The sequence below is a fragment of the Kribbella amoyensis genome (assembly GCF_007828865.1).
GTDB classification, from domain to species: domain Bacteria; phylum Actinomycetota; class Actinomycetes; order Propionibacteriales; family Kribbellaceae; genus Kribbella; species Kribbella amoyensis.
The window spans coordinates 5,482,504-5,497,004 of the sequence record NZ_VIVK01000001.1 but is presented as its reverse complement, the minus strand read 5'-3'; the positions used below and the strand labels follow the sequence as shown (position 1 = coordinate 5,497,004).

At 65.1% G+C, this 14,501-nt stretch carries 14 protein-coding genes; 8 read left to right on the top strand and 6 right to left on the bottom strand.

What is annotated here, in order from left to right; genetic code table 11:
• Positions 1-260: 260 nt before the first annotated feature.
• The 3 genes from FB561_RS25675 to FB561_RS25665 all read right to left on the bottom strand — a co-directional run bounded on the left by FB561_RS25675 (position 261) and on the right by FB561_RS25665 (position 2,326).
• Positions 261-1,408, bottom strand: a protein-coding gene (locus tag FB561_RS25675; protein ID WP_145811074.1) for an IS3 family transposase whose coding sequence is annotated in 2 segments (ribosomal slippage) — positions 261-1,138 and positions 1,138-1,408 — 1,149 coding nt in all. Because the reading frame shifts where the segments join, the coding sequence is not laid out codon by codon here.
• Positions 1,409-1,440: 32 nt separating this feature from the next.
• On the bottom strand, positions 1,441-1,680 hold the full coding sequence (locus FB561_RS25670) for a hypothetical protein (protein ID WP_145811072.1): 240 nt from the start codon (positions 1,678-1,680) through the stop codon (positions 1,441-1,443).
• A gap of 34 nt (positions 1,681-1,714) precedes the next feature.
• Positions 1,715-2,326, bottom strand: a complete 612-nt coding sequence (locus tag FB561_RS25665; protein WP_145811070.1) for a hypothetical protein — start codon at positions 2,324-2,326, stop codon at positions 1,715-1,717.
• 1,256 nt (positions 2,327-3,582) lie between these two features.
• On the opposite strand from FB561_RS25665, the gene FB561_RS25660 reads away from it, so the two are divergent.
• The 3 genes from FB561_RS25660 to FB561_RS25655 are packed head-to-tail and all read left to right on the top strand — an operon-like array spanning position 3,583 to position 5,277.
• A complete protein-coding gene (locus tag FB561_RS25660) occupies positions 3,583-3,822 on the top strand; it encodes a hypothetical protein (RefSeq protein WP_145811068.1) in 240 nt (79 codons plus the stop codon).
• Positions 3,819-4,388, top strand: a complete 570-nt coding sequence (locus FB561_RS37980) for a DUF6879 family protein (RefSeq protein ID WP_170284763.1) — start codon at positions 3,819-3,821, stop codon at positions 4,386-4,388. Before FB561_RS25660 ends, FB561_RS37980 begins: the two co-directional genes overlap by 4 nt.
• Positions 4,339-5,277, top strand: a complete 939-nt coding sequence (locus FB561_RS25655) for a helix-turn-helix domain-containing protein (RefSeq protein WP_170284762.1) — start codon at positions 4,339-4,341, stop codon at positions 5,275-5,277. The genes FB561_RS37980 and FB561_RS25655 overlap by 50 nt, the downstream gene beginning before the upstream one ends.
• A 24-nt stretch (positions 5,278-5,301) precedes the next feature.
• On the opposite strand, the gene FB561_RS25650 is transcribed toward FB561_RS25655, so the two are convergent.
• A complete protein-coding gene (locus FB561_RS25650) occupies positions 5,302-6,594 on the bottom strand; it encodes an SNIPE associated domain-containing protein (RefSeq protein WP_238335056.1) in 1,293 nt (430 codons plus the stop codon).
• 195 nt (positions 6,595-6,789) lie between these two features.
• Positions 6,790-8,055, bottom strand: coding sequence for a hypothetical protein (locus FB561_RS25645; protein ID WP_145811062.1), 1,266 nt, complete (start codon positions 8,053-8,055; stop codon positions 6,790-6,792).
• Positions 8,056-8,315: 260 nt separating this feature from the next.
• Here FB561_RS25645 and FB561_RS25640 point away from each other — a divergent pair, with 260 nt between their 5' ends.
• The 3 genes from FB561_RS25640 to FB561_RS37975 all read left to right on the top strand — a co-directional run bounded on the left by FB561_RS25640 (position 8,316) and on the right by FB561_RS37975 (position 11,100).
• Positions 8,316-9,602: an IS256 family transposase gene (locus tag FB561_RS25640; protein ID WP_145806194.1), complete on the top strand. Its 1,287-nt coding sequence runs from the start codon at positions 8,316-8,318 to the stop codon at positions 9,600-9,602.
• A 66-nt stretch (positions 9,603-9,668) separates the two neighbouring features.
• Entirely contained in the window at positions 9,669-10,148 is a 480-nt protein-coding gene (locus FB561_RS39275; RefSeq protein ID WP_145811060.1) for a tyrosine-type recombinase/integrase, read from the top strand.
• Positions 10,048-11,100 (top strand): tyrosine-type recombinase/integrase, encoded by a 1,053-nt coding sequence (locus FB561_RS37975; RefSeq protein WP_170284539.1) that lies wholly within the window; start codon positions 10,048-10,050, stop codon positions 11,098-11,100. Before FB561_RS39275 ends, FB561_RS37975 begins: the two co-directional genes overlap by 101 nt.
• Here the strand turns inward: FB561_RS37975 and FB561_RS25625 are convergent.
• Positions 11,022-12,338 (bottom strand): acyl-CoA dehydrogenase family protein, encoded by a 1,317-nt coding sequence (locus tag FB561_RS25625; protein ID WP_238335055.1) that lies wholly within the window; start codon positions 12,336-12,338, stop codon positions 11,022-11,024. The genes FB561_RS37975 and FB561_RS25625 overlap by 79 nt on opposite strands.
• 119 nt (positions 12,339-12,457) lie before the next feature.
• Here FB561_RS25625 and FB561_RS25620 point away from each other — a divergent pair, with 119 nt between their 5' ends.
• On the top strand, positions 12,458-13,219 hold the full coding sequence (locus FB561_RS25620; RefSeq protein ID WP_145811053.1) for a TetR/AcrR family transcriptional regulator: 762 nt from the start codon (positions 12,458-12,460) through the stop codon (positions 13,217-13,219).
• Positions 13,216-14,493: an acetyl-CoA C-acetyltransferase gene (locus FB561_RS25615; protein WP_145811051.1), complete on the top strand. Its 1,278-nt coding sequence runs from the start codon at positions 13,216-13,218 to the stop codon at positions 14,491-14,493. The genes FB561_RS25620 and FB561_RS25615 overlap by 4 nt, the downstream gene beginning before the upstream one ends.
• The last annotated feature ends 8 nt before the right edge of the window (positions 14,494-14,501 follow it).

The following is a 14,501-nucleotide window of genomic DNA, read 5'->3' as shown; positions in this document are numbered from 1 at the left end:
CCTCGGCGTACCCACCGAAAGAACTAGACAGAGACCATGCCATCGGCCAGGTGACCTCCAGCCTCCGGGCCGAGGTGCCCGACGCAGGGCTCGGTGATCGTGGACGTACCGATCCTCACCACACACGGAGCCCAGGATGAGTACACGTCAACCCACCACAACGCTGCAAGACCAGCCGATCCCGGTGAGAGTCAAACTCGCCGCAGCGTGGACAAGCTTGGGACTGCCCCGGGTTTAGTTGACTCGCGGGGTGTGGTGGTTCAGGCCGCGTGTGCGGCGGGTTGGATCATCTCAAACTCGATGGGTGTGAGTTTGCCGAGGCGGCGTTGTCGGCGTCGTCGGTGGTAGCTGGTTTCGATCCAGGCGACGATCGCGAGTCTGAGTTCGTGGCGGCTGGTCCAGCGTTGCCGGTCGAGGACATTCTTTTGGAGTAGGGCGAAGAAGGATTCCATCGCGGCGTTGTCGCCGCAGGCACCGACTCTGCCCATCGACCCGCGCAGTGCGTGGGCTTTGAGTACGCGGATGTACTTCTTGGACCGGAACTGGCTACCGCGGTCGCTGTGGACGATGAGTCCGGCAGCAGGTGTGCGTTGGGCGATCGCGTTGCGAAGGGCCGACACCGCCAGCTGTGCCTTCATCCGCGAATCGATGGAGTAGCCGACGATCCGGTTGGAGTAGACGTCCTTGATCGCGCATAGATACAGCTTGCCCTCGGCGGTGGCGTGTTCGGTGATGTCGGTCAGCCAGACCAGGTTCGGTGCCGGGGCGGTGAACACCTTCTTCACATGGTCGTCGTGGACCGGCGGGCCGGCCTTACGGTTCAGGCCGCGTTTCTTGGCGTGGACCGACCAGATCCGCTCCTGGCTGCATAACCTCGCAACCCGGTTCTCGCTGGCCACATGGCCTTGGCCTGTGAGTTCGTCGGCGATGAACCGGTACCCGAACGCCGGGTCGTCGGCATGGATGTCACGGGCTGCGTTGATCAGGTAAGCGTTGTCGAAATCTCTTGGTGTGACAGGATCTTTACGCCATTTGTAGAAGGCTTGCTTGGAGAAGCCGAGCACCCGGCAGGTCACCGCGACAGGGACGCTGTCGGCGGCTAGATCGAGGACCAGCGGGTACATCATTTTGGGTTGATGTCGCGGGCGAAGTAGGCCGCGGCCCGGCGCAGGATCTCGTTCTCCTGTTCCAGTTGCCGGACCCGCTTCCTGGCCTCCCGAAGTTCGTCGGACTCGGCCTGGGTCGCTCCGGGCCGGTTGCCGTCTTCGATCTCGGCCAGTTTCAGCCAGCGCCGCAGGCACGATGGAGAGATCCCGAAGTCCTTCGCGATCTGGCTGACCGGCGCCTCACCTTTGCGGGCCAAGGCGACCACATCGCGGCGGAACTCCTCAGGCAACGCTTTCGGCATGACAGACATCCTTCCAGCAAGGACCCAAGTCCTCACAGATCAGGAGTCAACCGAACCGGGGGCAGTCCCATGTGGTCCAGGTGGCGCTGAACCTGCTCCGCCAACTGGCCCACACCGAGTCGGTATTGCTCGATGCCGGACTCGATCGACTTCACCTCGACATTCACCAGCATCGTGCCGCAGCGAAAGCTCGCGTCCTGACCTACATCCCACACCTCCGTCGTGTGACCGCCACTTCGAGCCGCCTGACGAAGCTCGCGCACCAGACTCATATGCCGGACTGTGCTCGCATGTTGAGCTTCGGGATCAACCAGGGCTGGAGGCGACCTCTGCCGGATTCGGAGTTGTCTCTGGGCTGAAATCACCCAGCCTCCCTGGCCGATCCAGGACCGTTGGCGGCGCGCCATCGGTACTGAGCGGGCGCATCGAAGGCGGTAAGGTTCCGCGGACACGAGCCATTCGGTGCTTTATCGCAGCAGGTGTGAGATCCAGTTGCTGCGCCATCGTGTACGTCGTCACGCCACGCGCCTCACCAGCGAAGTAGATGTTCATCAACTCGCCGAAGGCGCGTCCGACTTCCGAATCCGGAGGTGTCGGCGCTCGGTGGCGAGCAGCGACAGGGATGAGCTCCCGCGCGCGAGCGACCTCCTCAGCTGTCAGCCATGCACGTGGCCGTTCCAGGAGTGGACTTGGCGTCTGACGCATCGTCGATGCGTCCGGCAGGATGTGCGACAGTAACTCGTCAGGCACCTGTTCTGTCTTCTGCCGAACCGCCTCCCGAGACAAGTCAAGAATCTCGGCCATTGCCTGCAAACTGTAACCGCGCCGACGCAACTGTGCGCATAGCAAGTTGAGCGCAGAGCGTGCGCTTGTGTCGCGAGGGGATTCGAGGATCCGCAACTGCAGTTCAAGCATCATGTCTGCGTCTTTGGCCGGAACGGGATGACGCTCCGCTGCGGGCACCCCGAATTGGAGGGGCTCGTTGTGCGGCGCATCCTCGACGAGTCCTGCCAAACTCTCCGCAGGTGCCCGCGCCGCCCACGCAGCTATGGTCTGTGGCGTCACTCTGGCGGCTCGGCTGATTGCGGCGTAGGTGTAGCCCCGCACGACCAACCGTCCTGCTTGGACAGCGGCCGCGGCCCGCTTCTGCTCTGCCTCGTTGCGGTCAGCCTCCGCAACTGCCGTGGACCTCCGGAGCATCTCCTCAGCGTCTCTCGCCGGCAATTGCCGCCGCCAATACTCGCGTCCGCTCGTACTCGCGTGGGCGTTGTGCACTGCGGCCGTGGCGGTGCGCCCGAGTCCTTCGTCGTCGTCTGCCAACTACGCTCCACCCCAGCATCTCCGGCGCGCCAATTCAGTGACCAAGACCACGTACCCCTTCGACGAGGTTCTAGCGACTTGCAAGAGTAGACCCCTTCAGCAGGCCAACGCCGCGCTTCGGGAGCAACTTTCTCTGGCACAGAGACGGCTGATCAGCGAGTTGCCGTGGCCTAGGCGGCCGTATGGATCTTGGACATGACCCTGGCCTGTCGATGCGCTGACCTCGGTATTGGCCCGGCGGGCGTTGGCATAACCCTTTGACCAGGACCGGTTCATCCGAGACAGGCGAAGGGGTTGGCCGAGTCCGTGCCGCCGGCCCTGAGGCACGCGAGAGTTCGACGCGTTCTCCGCCAGCAGACGCGTGTACATCAGAACGCGGTGTGCAGGCCCACTCAACGATGTCCACGCCACCCGGACTCCCGCGGATGGCGCGTATGCGCGAGCGTTGGCAGCCCGAAGTGCTCCGTGGCTGAGGTGAGTCAGTCGTCGAGCCACTCGTCGCCGGCCTTGTCCCGATGCGGTCCGCGGTGATAGCCCAGGAGGCAGGGTTCGTTCGTGCGAGGGTTCCTGCCGTCGCAATCCAACTCGTGGGCTGCACGGAGCACTGGCCAGTCCCGCGCTTGCTGCTCGGTTGCGTTCACTCTTCCTCCGACAGAGCCATTGTTGGAGCGGCCAGGGCGACAGGGCAGGAGAACGCGCTCAACCGCAGCCCTGGCCGATGACTACAACGCTAGGGAGCGGTCCGCGCGAGTTGAAGAAAGTTGCTTGCAATTTCTCGTGAAGGTGTTGACTGTTGCGCGAGCGTTCCCGCACGCTGAGTGAACAGCCGGATCGCCTCACCCAGGAGATTGCACATGGATCACAAGCAGCCCCAACAGCTCGAACACATCGCCACTGACCCGAACACCGGAAAGGACGGCTGCCCGTCGTACTACGCGACCGACGACGGCCGATACATCGTGCAGGGCTACAAGCTCACCAGCGACCACGCCCGCGGCCAACTCGTGAACTTCCCCGACGGCGAGGACGCGGTCATCATCACGAAGGGCCTCGCGGACCTGATCGTTGCTCACCACACCGGTACGACGGCGTGACCGACTCGACCTTCGTCAGCGCCGGACCGGAATTCGTCCAGTTCGCCCGCAGCTACCAGCACACGGCGTACCGGCTGGAGGTGCGGGACAACTACGCCGACCCCGGTGAGGCCGAACACGTCCGGAAGTTCGTCGCAGGACAGCCCGGCGACGACTCCTGGATGGAAGACTGGATGGGCCTGATCCTCCGGCGCACGCTGGAGGGCCAGCGCATCGAGCGCGTCCGCGTCGTCACCGAACCGTGGTCCGACTACACCCGCTTCGGACTCAACCTGTCCCGGCTCAACACCGCAGCAGGCGAAGACATCCGATACATCGCACGCGACCGCGCCGACGAGCTCGGCCTACCGACGTACGACTACTGGCTGCTCGACTCGCACAAGATGTGCATCCTTCGCCATGACGACCAGGACGTCCTGCTCGGCGCCGACGTGATCCATGACCCCGCGGTGCTCGTCGAACACGCCCACTACCGCGACGTCGCGCGGCGCTTCGCGTTGCCCCGGGCCGACTATCTTGGCACCTTCGACGACGAGTTCCTCCGCAAGAACAACATCAACAAGTAAGCGAGCGTGGGTGTCCAGTTTCCAGCGAGCGCGCGAAGCGCTCGGCAACCGACTTCGGGAGATGCGGCTGGACGCCCACCTCACCGGCCGCCGCCTCGCCAGCGAGGCCGGCTGGCCGCCGTCCAAGATCTCCAAGATCGAAGCCGGCAGGCAGACACCGTCCGACACCGACGTCACCACCTGGGCCCGGATCTGCGATCGCGAGCAACTCGTCCCGGAACTCGTCGCGAGCCTGCGGTCACTGGAGCAGCAGTACGTCGAGTTCCGCCGCATGTTCCGGACCGGACTCCCTTCCCGGCAACGATCGATCGGCGAGATCGAGTCGAAAACCGAACTCACCCGCAACTTCGAGCCGTGCTTCGTCCCCGGTCTGCTCCAGACAGCCGAGTACGCCAGGTACCGATTCGCAGAGGGCGATCCCGACGAGTCCGAACGCGGCGTACCCAAGAGCGAAGCTGAACTCGAAGAAGCCATCGCCGCTCGCATGGACCGACAACGAGTCCTGCACCGCGGCGACAAGAGATTCCACTTCGTCATGACCGAAGCCGTACTCCGCTACCAGGTCTGCCCACCCGACGTCATGACCGGCCAGGTCGGCCACCTCATCTCGATGACCACACTTCCGACCATCCGCGTCGGCATCATCCCGTTCGGCGCACCACTAAGCGTCGGCCCACTCCACGGCTTCTACCTCTACGACAACAAACTCGCGATCGTCGAACTCTTCACCGCCGTACTCAACATCAGCCAGTCCGACGAACTCGCAGCCTACGAAAGGGTCTTCGGCCACCTGGCCAATGCAGCTGCCTACGGCAACGACGCCCGAACCATCCTCACGCGAACGCTCGGCCAGTATCAGGAAGCCCACCACACAACCGCCGGCGAGTGAGGAACGAGGGCAGCATCTCACTTACTAAGCCCGAGCCGGCCATGTGGCGTGACTCTGAAAGTACTGTGTGGCCTCCGGTGCCTCTGAGAACTCGAGCAAGCTGCCGACCTTGGCGGCAAGGATCTCTCGCACCTCAGCCGGTGTTGCGAAGAAGAACTCTCGCCGGAGATTGACCTGGTTCAGCCGCCGATCCGCAAATGCTGCGTGGAGTTCGTTCTCCAATGTGACCGCATCATCGGAGAAGTACAGTGCGTGAACGTCGAACGGAAAGGGAACCGAGGCGTCGCCCAGCTCCCGGATCCGGTCGAGCGGCTCGAGCCTCCGCGTGAGCCCGATCTTGACGACATCCTTGCCGAATGCACCGATATTGCTGATGACATAGACGTACCCGGCCCGGATGTTCGCGGCCCGGAAGTCATTCAGCTCGATCGCCTTGTCGATCTCCCCCAGCCGGGCTTCGAGCTCGACGGCCTCCTCGAGCTTGCCCTGTTCCCTCAAAGCCTGCAGCGCGTTCAGGTAGTGGGTTCGCTCCTTGTCGAGGCGTTCACGCTCGGCCGCAAGTTCCTGTTCTGCTTTGCGCTCCTCACGGAGTCGCTCGCGTTCCTCGCGCGCTTGCTCGCGCTCCTCCTGCACCTTCATCAGGTAGTCCGCGGTGAGTTCGATCTCCTCGAGTCTCAGAGCGTGATAGTCCGGGGAGATCCTCATCTCCATCATGCTGCCCAGCCGCGCGATGGTCTCAACCGAGGCTTCGAGACGCTTCTTCGCCGTTGCCACGGCACCGGCTCGCAGGGACCGGACGCAGTTGTCCGCCTCGGCGTTGTAAGCCCGGAGCATCAACTTGGCGAAGTCAGATGTCATCTTCCTCCCCTTCGCCAGGGAGTTGTTGTACGAGAACATGTCCGATGCGAGTACAGCTTCCTTGGAGCGAACGCGCGTCTTGATCTGCTCGCGCAGGCCGGCAAGCCGTTCTCTGTAGGCGTCGGCGTTCTCCAGCGGATGGTGGTACTCATAGATGCCCACTTGCTGCAGCAGCAGCGCATCGTTCAGCTCCACCAACTGTGCGCGGAGATCCGCTGCCGACTGCTCCAACTCGTCGCGCAGATCCGGCGGGTCCTGGCGCTGCAGATTGTCGGCAGACGCACGCAGATCGGCCAGAATCTTCGTTGCTTCAGCGATCTCATCTTGCACCGCAGCCAGTCTGTCGCGCTCAACCGTCAAAGCGTTGTCTGCGGCGAGCGGCGCCGTCGACTCAGTCGCGATGTGCTCTACCGGGACAGGTTCAGCGTTAGCTGGTGGGACTTCGGCGGGCTCGGTCACTGGCGTAGGAGCACGGTGCTTCGCTTCCAGCGAGTCAGCCTGCTCATGATGGTCCGGAACCCAGAATGTCCATTCGGGTGGGGCCGGTGGCCAGGACGGGTCCGGCAACCAGCCGTCTGGCGGCTCCCATCCCTCAGGAGGCGGCGGCCAGCCCGGAGGAGCATTGAACCTGAAGCCTCGCATGTCCCCCTCCTCTCAGTGCCCGCGTACGCCGGCCGAAGTGTCGATGCCTGCGAGGGCATGAGGATTCTTCGAGACGACCGCCTTGAGGTACTTCAACGTCTCCGCAGGCGTGACCCGGGTCAGATCGATCGCGCAGAACGTCGTACGATCCACAGCTACCGCGATGAGCGGCGTAAACGCCTCCTGCCCCGTAGCAGGGTCGATATGCGCGACTCCACCAGCGAGGGAGATGCTGTCGATCTTCCCGTCGCGGTCCGACTCCCAGACCTCGTGCAGCGTCCTCAGAACCATGTTCTCGACCACCGACGAGTACCGGTCACGTTGCTCCTTCACCGTCTGCAGGGACTCGGTGATCTCGTCCTTGGCCTTCACATACTTGTACTGGCGGACCGTAGGGAGGGCACTCGGTTGCGGGAAGGTCAGGCTGACGCGAAGCTCGCGCGATTCCTGGTCGTACTCGTAGTCGACGCCCCAGGGGAAGCTGTCGGGATACACCGAGTTGCCGAATACAATCCCGACGTACTCAGTCACCGCCTCCTGCTTCCCCGCCTGGAAGTTGTGAATCAAGGTGTCGAGCTCAGCATTCGCGGCATCAACCTCGGCCTGGCGGGCCTGGCACTCCTTGTCATATTGCGACCGATCCGAGGCGAGGTGCTGAAGCCTCTGCTCCTCGGCGGCGGTGTGCGCCGTCAGTTGCTCCAGCTGTCGCATCGGGATCGATGCCGAGTACGCCTGCCACTGCCGATGCTGCTCTTCGAACGCTGCCCGCGCCGCAGCCACCGATGCAGCATGCTTTTTCTTGCCGGTGAGTGCGGACAGGCCCTTTCGGGCCTCCGGCTGCACGAACACCGGCTCAGGCGGCACCTGAATCGGAGCCGGCGAAGAAATCGGAGCGAGGTACTTCGATTCGAACGGCGGATGCGAGGCTGACTTCCGCAACTTCTCCAGGTCGACGTAGTCGTCGACCTTCAGCGTCGCTTCGAGGATGCTGTCGATCTCCTCCAACTGCATCTCCAGGTGTGCGTTCATCGCCGCCACCTTGGACTCCTGTGCGGCGATGTGAAGTCGTTTCGCCTCCCGCTCAGCCTCCGCAGCAGCCCTCGCGTCAGCCTTGGCTGCCGCGGCCATGGCCCTCTGAGCAGCATTGAAGGCACGCTCGGCCTCCCGCTGCGCTCGCAACTGCTCCCTAACAGCCGCAGCTTGCGCCCGCTCACGCTCGCGCTGCGCAACCGCAGCCTGGTGTTGCAGCTCCGCGAAGAAACCACGCCTTCTACCCATTTCCACCCCATAGGCACACGCGTCTGACCGACGCTCCATCCCCTAGGCCCACACCCCATGAGCCTCCTGCGCAACGTGCACCATAGTTGCAATCCGTGACCAAATCCACCCTTCAAGCGACCGCTTCAGCCAAAGAGCTCCTTGGTTCTCGATTCCCTCTCCGCTCCGGACGTTGAGCATCCGCACATCGGGGACTGTCCGTCTAACGGTGTTTCTGGCCCGACGCGCCGACTGTGGTGGTTGGTGGGAAAGGTGCGGCAATGACCGCGACACTGCCGGATGTGGCAGGTAAGAAGAAGCAGGGTAAGGCGTCGGCCGAGGAGCTTGCTGCGGCTGAGTTGGTGCGGCTGGCGAAGGAGCAAGGGCTGTCGCTGACGGGCCCGGACGGGTTGTTGAAGCAGCTGAACAAGGCGGTGCTGGAGACCGCGTTGAACGAGGAGCTGACCGAGCATCTGGGTCATGAGAAGCACGGCGAGCCGGTGGCGGGCAATGTCCGTAACGGCACCCGGTCCAAGACGGTGCTGACCGAGACGTCCGGCCAGGTCGAGCTGGAGGTGCCGCGGGACCGGGCCGGCACGTTCACTCCGCAGATCGTGAAGAAGCGGCAGCGCCGGTTGAACGGTGTCGACGAGGTGGTGCTGTCGCTGTATGCCAAGGGCTTGACCACGGGTGAGATTTCGGCGCATTTCGCCGAGATTTACGGTGCCTCGGTCAGCCGGGAGACCATCAGCCGGATCACTGACAAGGTGATCGAGGAGATGACCGAGTGGGCGAGTCGGCCGCTGGACGAGGTGTATGCGGCGGTGTTCATCGACGCGATCGTGGTCAAGGTCCGCGACGGGCAGGTCGCGAACCGGCCGTTCTATGCCGCGATCGGTGTCACGCTGGCCGGGGAGCGCGAGATCCTCGGGTTGTGGGCTGGGACTGCGGGCAGCGGTGAGGGCGCGAAGTTCTGGATGGCCGTGCTCACCGATCTGCGCAACCGGGGCCTGCGGGATGTGTTCTTCGTGGTCTGCGACGGGTTGAAGGGGCTGCCGGAGGTGGTGGCGAACGTGTGGCCGCCGGCGATCGTGCAGACCTGCATCATCCACCTGATCCGCAACACCTTCCGGCTCACCTCCCGCAAGTACTGGCCCGAGCTCAAAGGTGACCTGAAGCCGATCTACACCGCCGTCAACGCCACCGCCGCCCGCGCGGCGTTCGACGACCTGACCGAGAAGTGGGGGCAGCGCTACCCGGCGGTGATCCGGCTGTGGGATAACGCCTGGAACGAGTTCATCCCGTTCCTGGACTACGACGTCGAGATCCGCCGGGTGCTGTGCTCCACGAACGCGATCGAGTCCCTGAACGCCCGCTACCGGCGCGCGATCAAGGCCCGCGGCCACTTCCCGACCGAACAGGCCGCGCTGAAGTGTCTCTACCTCGTGACCCGGTCATTGGACCCCACCGGCACCGGCCGGGCACGATGGGCGATGCGGTGGAAACCAGCACTCAACGCGTTCGCGATCACCTTCGGCGACCGATTCCCGGCAGCCGAAACCTACTGATGAACACCGCCGGAAACACCGTTAGCGAGATAGACCCGCACATCGGCGACGGGCGGAGGCGCGGCAATGGCGTACGTGAAGGATCAGTGGACTCGGGGTGTGAAGCAGGCGGATGGGTCGACGGTGCGGGTCCGGAATGCCAGGTGGGGACATGGGAAGCGATGGCTGGCGGGATGGATCGATCCGGAGGGGCGGGAGCGGACCAAGGCTTTCACCACCAAGGCGCCGGCTGAGCGGCATGCGAATGCTATGGAGACGGACCGGGAGCGTGGGGAGTACATCGATCCGGAGGCTGGGAAGGTTCGGTTCGGGGTGGTTGCCGAGCGGTGGTTGGCGTCGCGGGTGGTGGATCCCGCGACGGCGATCAGGTACGAGTCGTCGCTTCGGTTGCATGTGGATCCGGTGTTCGGTCGGAGGCAACTGCGGACGATCAAGCCGTCGGAGATTGCTGCTTGGCTCGCTGACCTGGGGTTCGCGGTTCGGGCCGTCGACCGCGCGTGCGGCGTTCCTCGTCCTGCACGGAACGCTCGAACTCGCGGTGGATGACGAGGCGATCAAGCGCAATCCGGCCAAGGCGCGGGGGGTCAAGGTGCCGACGGAGAAGAGCGGAAGAACCGTCGTGTGGAGCGATGATGTGGTGCTGCGGATCGCCGAAGGCCACCCTCCCGAATACCGTCCGATCGCGTCGATCGGCGCGGCGTGCGGCCTGAGACAGGGCGAGCTCTTCGGGCTGGCAGGGGAGGATATCGACTTCGGCGAGATGGTCATCCAGGTACGTCGACAGGTGAAGAAGCTAGGCAGCGAGTTCGTGTTCGCGCTGCCGAAGAATGACACCGAGCGGACCGTTCCGATGTCCGATGGGACGGCCCTGATCCTCAAGGAACACATCGAGGCAACCAAGCCGCGTCCGTACACGTTGCCCTGGGAGAAGCTCGACGGCGATGCGCTGACGGTCCGCCTCTTGTTCCGCTGGACTGACGACAAGCACATCCGGGCTCGCACCTACGACGAGTTGGTCTGGAAGCCGGCGCTATCCCCACGCCGGCGTTATCCCGAAGCCGACGAAGGACGCGCGACACAGACGGCACTACGTCTCCAGCCGAGAGAACGGGATGCACGCGTTGCGCCACTACTACGCGAGCATCACGCTCGCAGACGGTGTCAATATCAAGGAGTTGGCTGCGTACCTGGGCCACGGAGATCCCGGTTTCACCCTGCGGCTCTACACCCACATGCTGCCCTCGTCGTACGAGCGGGCGCGGAAGGCTGTGGACTCCAGACTCTCTCGCCTGTTCTCTCTCAAATCTCACGTAGCAGTCACGGAGCAGGCCGCCGTACGCTCTCCCACTACCTCTTGGGAGCCGGACGACGGCCTGTACCCCGACCAGCCTCAAATCACCGTCTGACCTGCACAAACACCTACCTGATGCGCATGCCCGAGATCGCCCGAGCGATCACCAACCTCTGGATTTCGGAGGTGCCTTCGAAGATGGTGTAGATCTTGGCGTCCCGGTGCATTCGCTCTACTGGGTACTCGCGGGTGTAGCCGTTGCCGCCGAGGATTTGGATTGCTTCTTCCGTCACCTTGACCGCGACCTCGCCGGCCTTCAGCTTGGCCATGGAGCCTTCGCCGTTGCGGTAGTCGGGAGTTTCGCCTCGCATCAGGGCTGCTGACATGTTGGCGGCTCGCCAGACCAGGAGGCGGGCGGCTTCGATCTCCATCGCCATGTCGGCGAGTTTGAAGGCGATGCCCTGGTTGTCGATGATCGGGCGGCCGAACTGCTCGCGGCCCTTGGCGTACTCCAGGGCGAACTCGTACGCCGCGCGCGCGATGCCGACGGCCTGGGCTCCCACGATGTGACGGGTCATCTCGAACGTCGCCATCGAGGCGTTCCGGCTCGTCGTCCCTTCGCGGGCCTTCGCCAGTCGCGCGTCCAGCTTCTCCTTGCCACCAAGCACGTTCGCCGCCGGGATGCGGACGTTGTCGAAGAAGACGTCCGCGGTGTGCGACGCCCGCAGACCGTGCTTGCGCAGCTTCGTCCCCTGCTCCAGGCCGTGGACCTCCGAGCGAGGTACCACGAACGCGGCCTGACCCTTGGTCCCCAGCGACGGGTCGACGGTCGCCACCACCACGTGGATGTCGGCGATGCCGCCGTTGGTGGCCCACGCCTTCTGGCCGTTCAGCACCCACTCGTCAGACTTCTCGTCGTACGTCGCGCGCGTGCGGATCGCGGAGACATCAGACCCGGCGCCCGGCTCGGACGAGCAGAACGCGGCCACTCGTACGTCGTCCGGGGTGCCGTAGCAGCGGGGCAGCCACTGGCTCCACTGCTCGGGAGTTCCGTTAGAGAAGATGGCCGAGCTCGCCAGGCCGGTACCGACGAGCGACATGCCGATGCCGGCGTCACCCCAGAAGAGTTCCTCGTGGACCAGGGGCATCAGCAGGCCGGACGGGTCGACGAAGAGGTTCACGTTGGAGTCCAGGCCGTACAGCCCGATCTTGGCGGCCTCCTGGATCACCGGCCACGGGGTCTCCTCGCGCTCGTCCCACTCGGCGGCGGCCGGGCGGATCACGTCGGCGGCGAAGGAGTGGGCCCAGTCGCGGATCTCCACCTGGTCCTCGTTCAGGGCGAGCGAGAAGGTGCTCCAGCCCGGCTTGGACCGCTCGGCGCCGAGTTCGCCGGCCAGCGCCATCACATCGGCGGAGACCACAGGAGACGGCTTCGGGTCGGTCATGGTCATCAAGTCCTCCGGACCGGACGCAGGGGCAGACTGGGTACCACGGAACAGCGATGTTACCCACGAGTGTAACCGTCGTTTGCACCAGGGGGTACCGGTATGACTAAGATCGGTGCATGAGCTCCGCGCTGCTCGCGATCGGACGCCGCCGGACCACGGCGGAGCGTCGGCGCGACCGGGAGCGGGACATCATCCGGGCCACCCGCGAGCTGTTCGACGAGCGCGGCACGATCGACGCCCAGATCGACGACATCGCCAAACGGGTCGGGATCAACAAGGCGCTGATCTACCGCCACTTCGCCGGCAAGGAGGAACTGTTCGCGCTCACCCTCGTCGACTACCTGGGCGAGCTGGACGAGCGACTCCAGGCGGTCGACGCGCCCCGCAAGGCCCCGATGAACAGGTTGCGCGCGCTCAGTGAGGTGTTCGTCGACTTCTGCCTGGAGTACCCGGCCTTCACCGACTGCGCGATGAGCCTGCTCCGGCGGACCGGCGACGAGCTGTTCGGCGAGATCACCGAGCCGGTGATGACCAAGCTCGGCGCCGCGATGGCCCGGGCGCTGGCGCGGATCTCGGCGATCCTGCAGGCCGGCCAGCGGACCGGGGTCTTCGACGAGGTCGACACCGCGTACCTGGCCAACCACCTCTACACCCAGACGCTCGGTTCGCTGCACATGGCCCGGATGGGCCTGATCGTGTCCGGCGCACCCAGCGGCAGCACCCCCAGTACGGACGCCGGGCACCCGGTCGTCCACCATGCCGACGTCGCCACCGTCCGGGCGACCGCGATCACCGCCACCCTCGCGACCGCGGTCGGCCGGAAAGCGCTCACCCCCACCCGACGCTCCAGCAGCCGCAAGGCAGGAGAGAAACCGTGACCGAGATCCGCAAGGTGGCCGTTGTCGCCGGCAACCGAATTCCGTTCGCCCGGCAGGACAAGACGTACCGGCACGCCTCGAACTCCGATATGCTCACCGCCGCCGTCAACGGCCTGGTCGACCGGACCGGCCTCGGCGGCCAGGAGCTCGGCGAGGTGGTCGCCGGGGCGGTGCTCAAACACGCCCGCGACTGGAACATGGTGCGCGAGGTCGTCCTCGGCTCCAAGCTCGCGCCGACCACCCCGGGGTACGACCTCCAGCAGGCCTGTGGGACCGGGCTCGAGGCCGCGATCCTGGTCGCGAACAAGATCGCCCTCGGCCAGATCGAGGCCGGTATCGCGGGGGGCGTGGACACCGCCTCGGACGCGCCGATCGCGGTCAACGACAAGCTGCGCTCGATCCTGCTCGACCTGAACCGGGCGAAGTCGGCGCAGGACCGGCTCAAGGTACTGGCCCGGGTCCGGCCGAAGGACATCGTCCCGGAGATCCCGCGCAACGCCGAGCCGCGGACCCGCAAGTCGATGGGTGAGCACGCCGCCCTGACCGCGCTGGAGTGGGGCATCACCCGGGAGGCGCAGGACGAGCTCGCGTACCGCTCCCACGTGAACCTCGCGGCCGCCTACGACCGGGGCTTCCAGGACGACCTGCTCACGCCGTACCTCGGGTTGGAGAAGGACCAGAACCTGCGCCCGGACACCACGGTCGAGAAGCTGGCGAAGCTGAAGCCCGTGTTCGGCAAGGGCGAGACGGCCACCATGACCGCGGGCAATTCGACGCCGCTCACCGACGGCGCGTCCGCGGTGCTGCTGTCGACCGACGAGTGGGCCGCCGAGCACGGCCTGCGCCCGCTCGCGTACCTGACTCACTCCCAGACCGCGGCGGTCGACTACGTGAAGGGTGCCGAGGGTCTGCTGATGGCGCCCGCGTACGCCGTGCCACGGATGCTGGCGCGAGCCGGTCTGACCCTGCAGGATTTCGACTACTACGAGATCCACGAGGCGTTCGCGTCGCAGGTGCTGGCGACCCTCAAGGCCTGGGAGGACCCGATCTTCTGCAAGGAACGGCTCGGCCTCGACGCCCCGCTGGGCGAGATCGACCGGGACAAGCTGAACGTGAACGGCAGCTCGCTCGCGGCCGGGCATCCGTTCGCCGCGACCGGCGGGCGGATCGTGGCCGCGCTGGCCAAGCAGCTGGACAGCAACGGCGGCGGCCGCGGTCTGATCTCGATCTGCGCGGCCGGCGGCCAGGGCGTCGTCGCCATCCTGGAGAAGTAGGAGCCTGT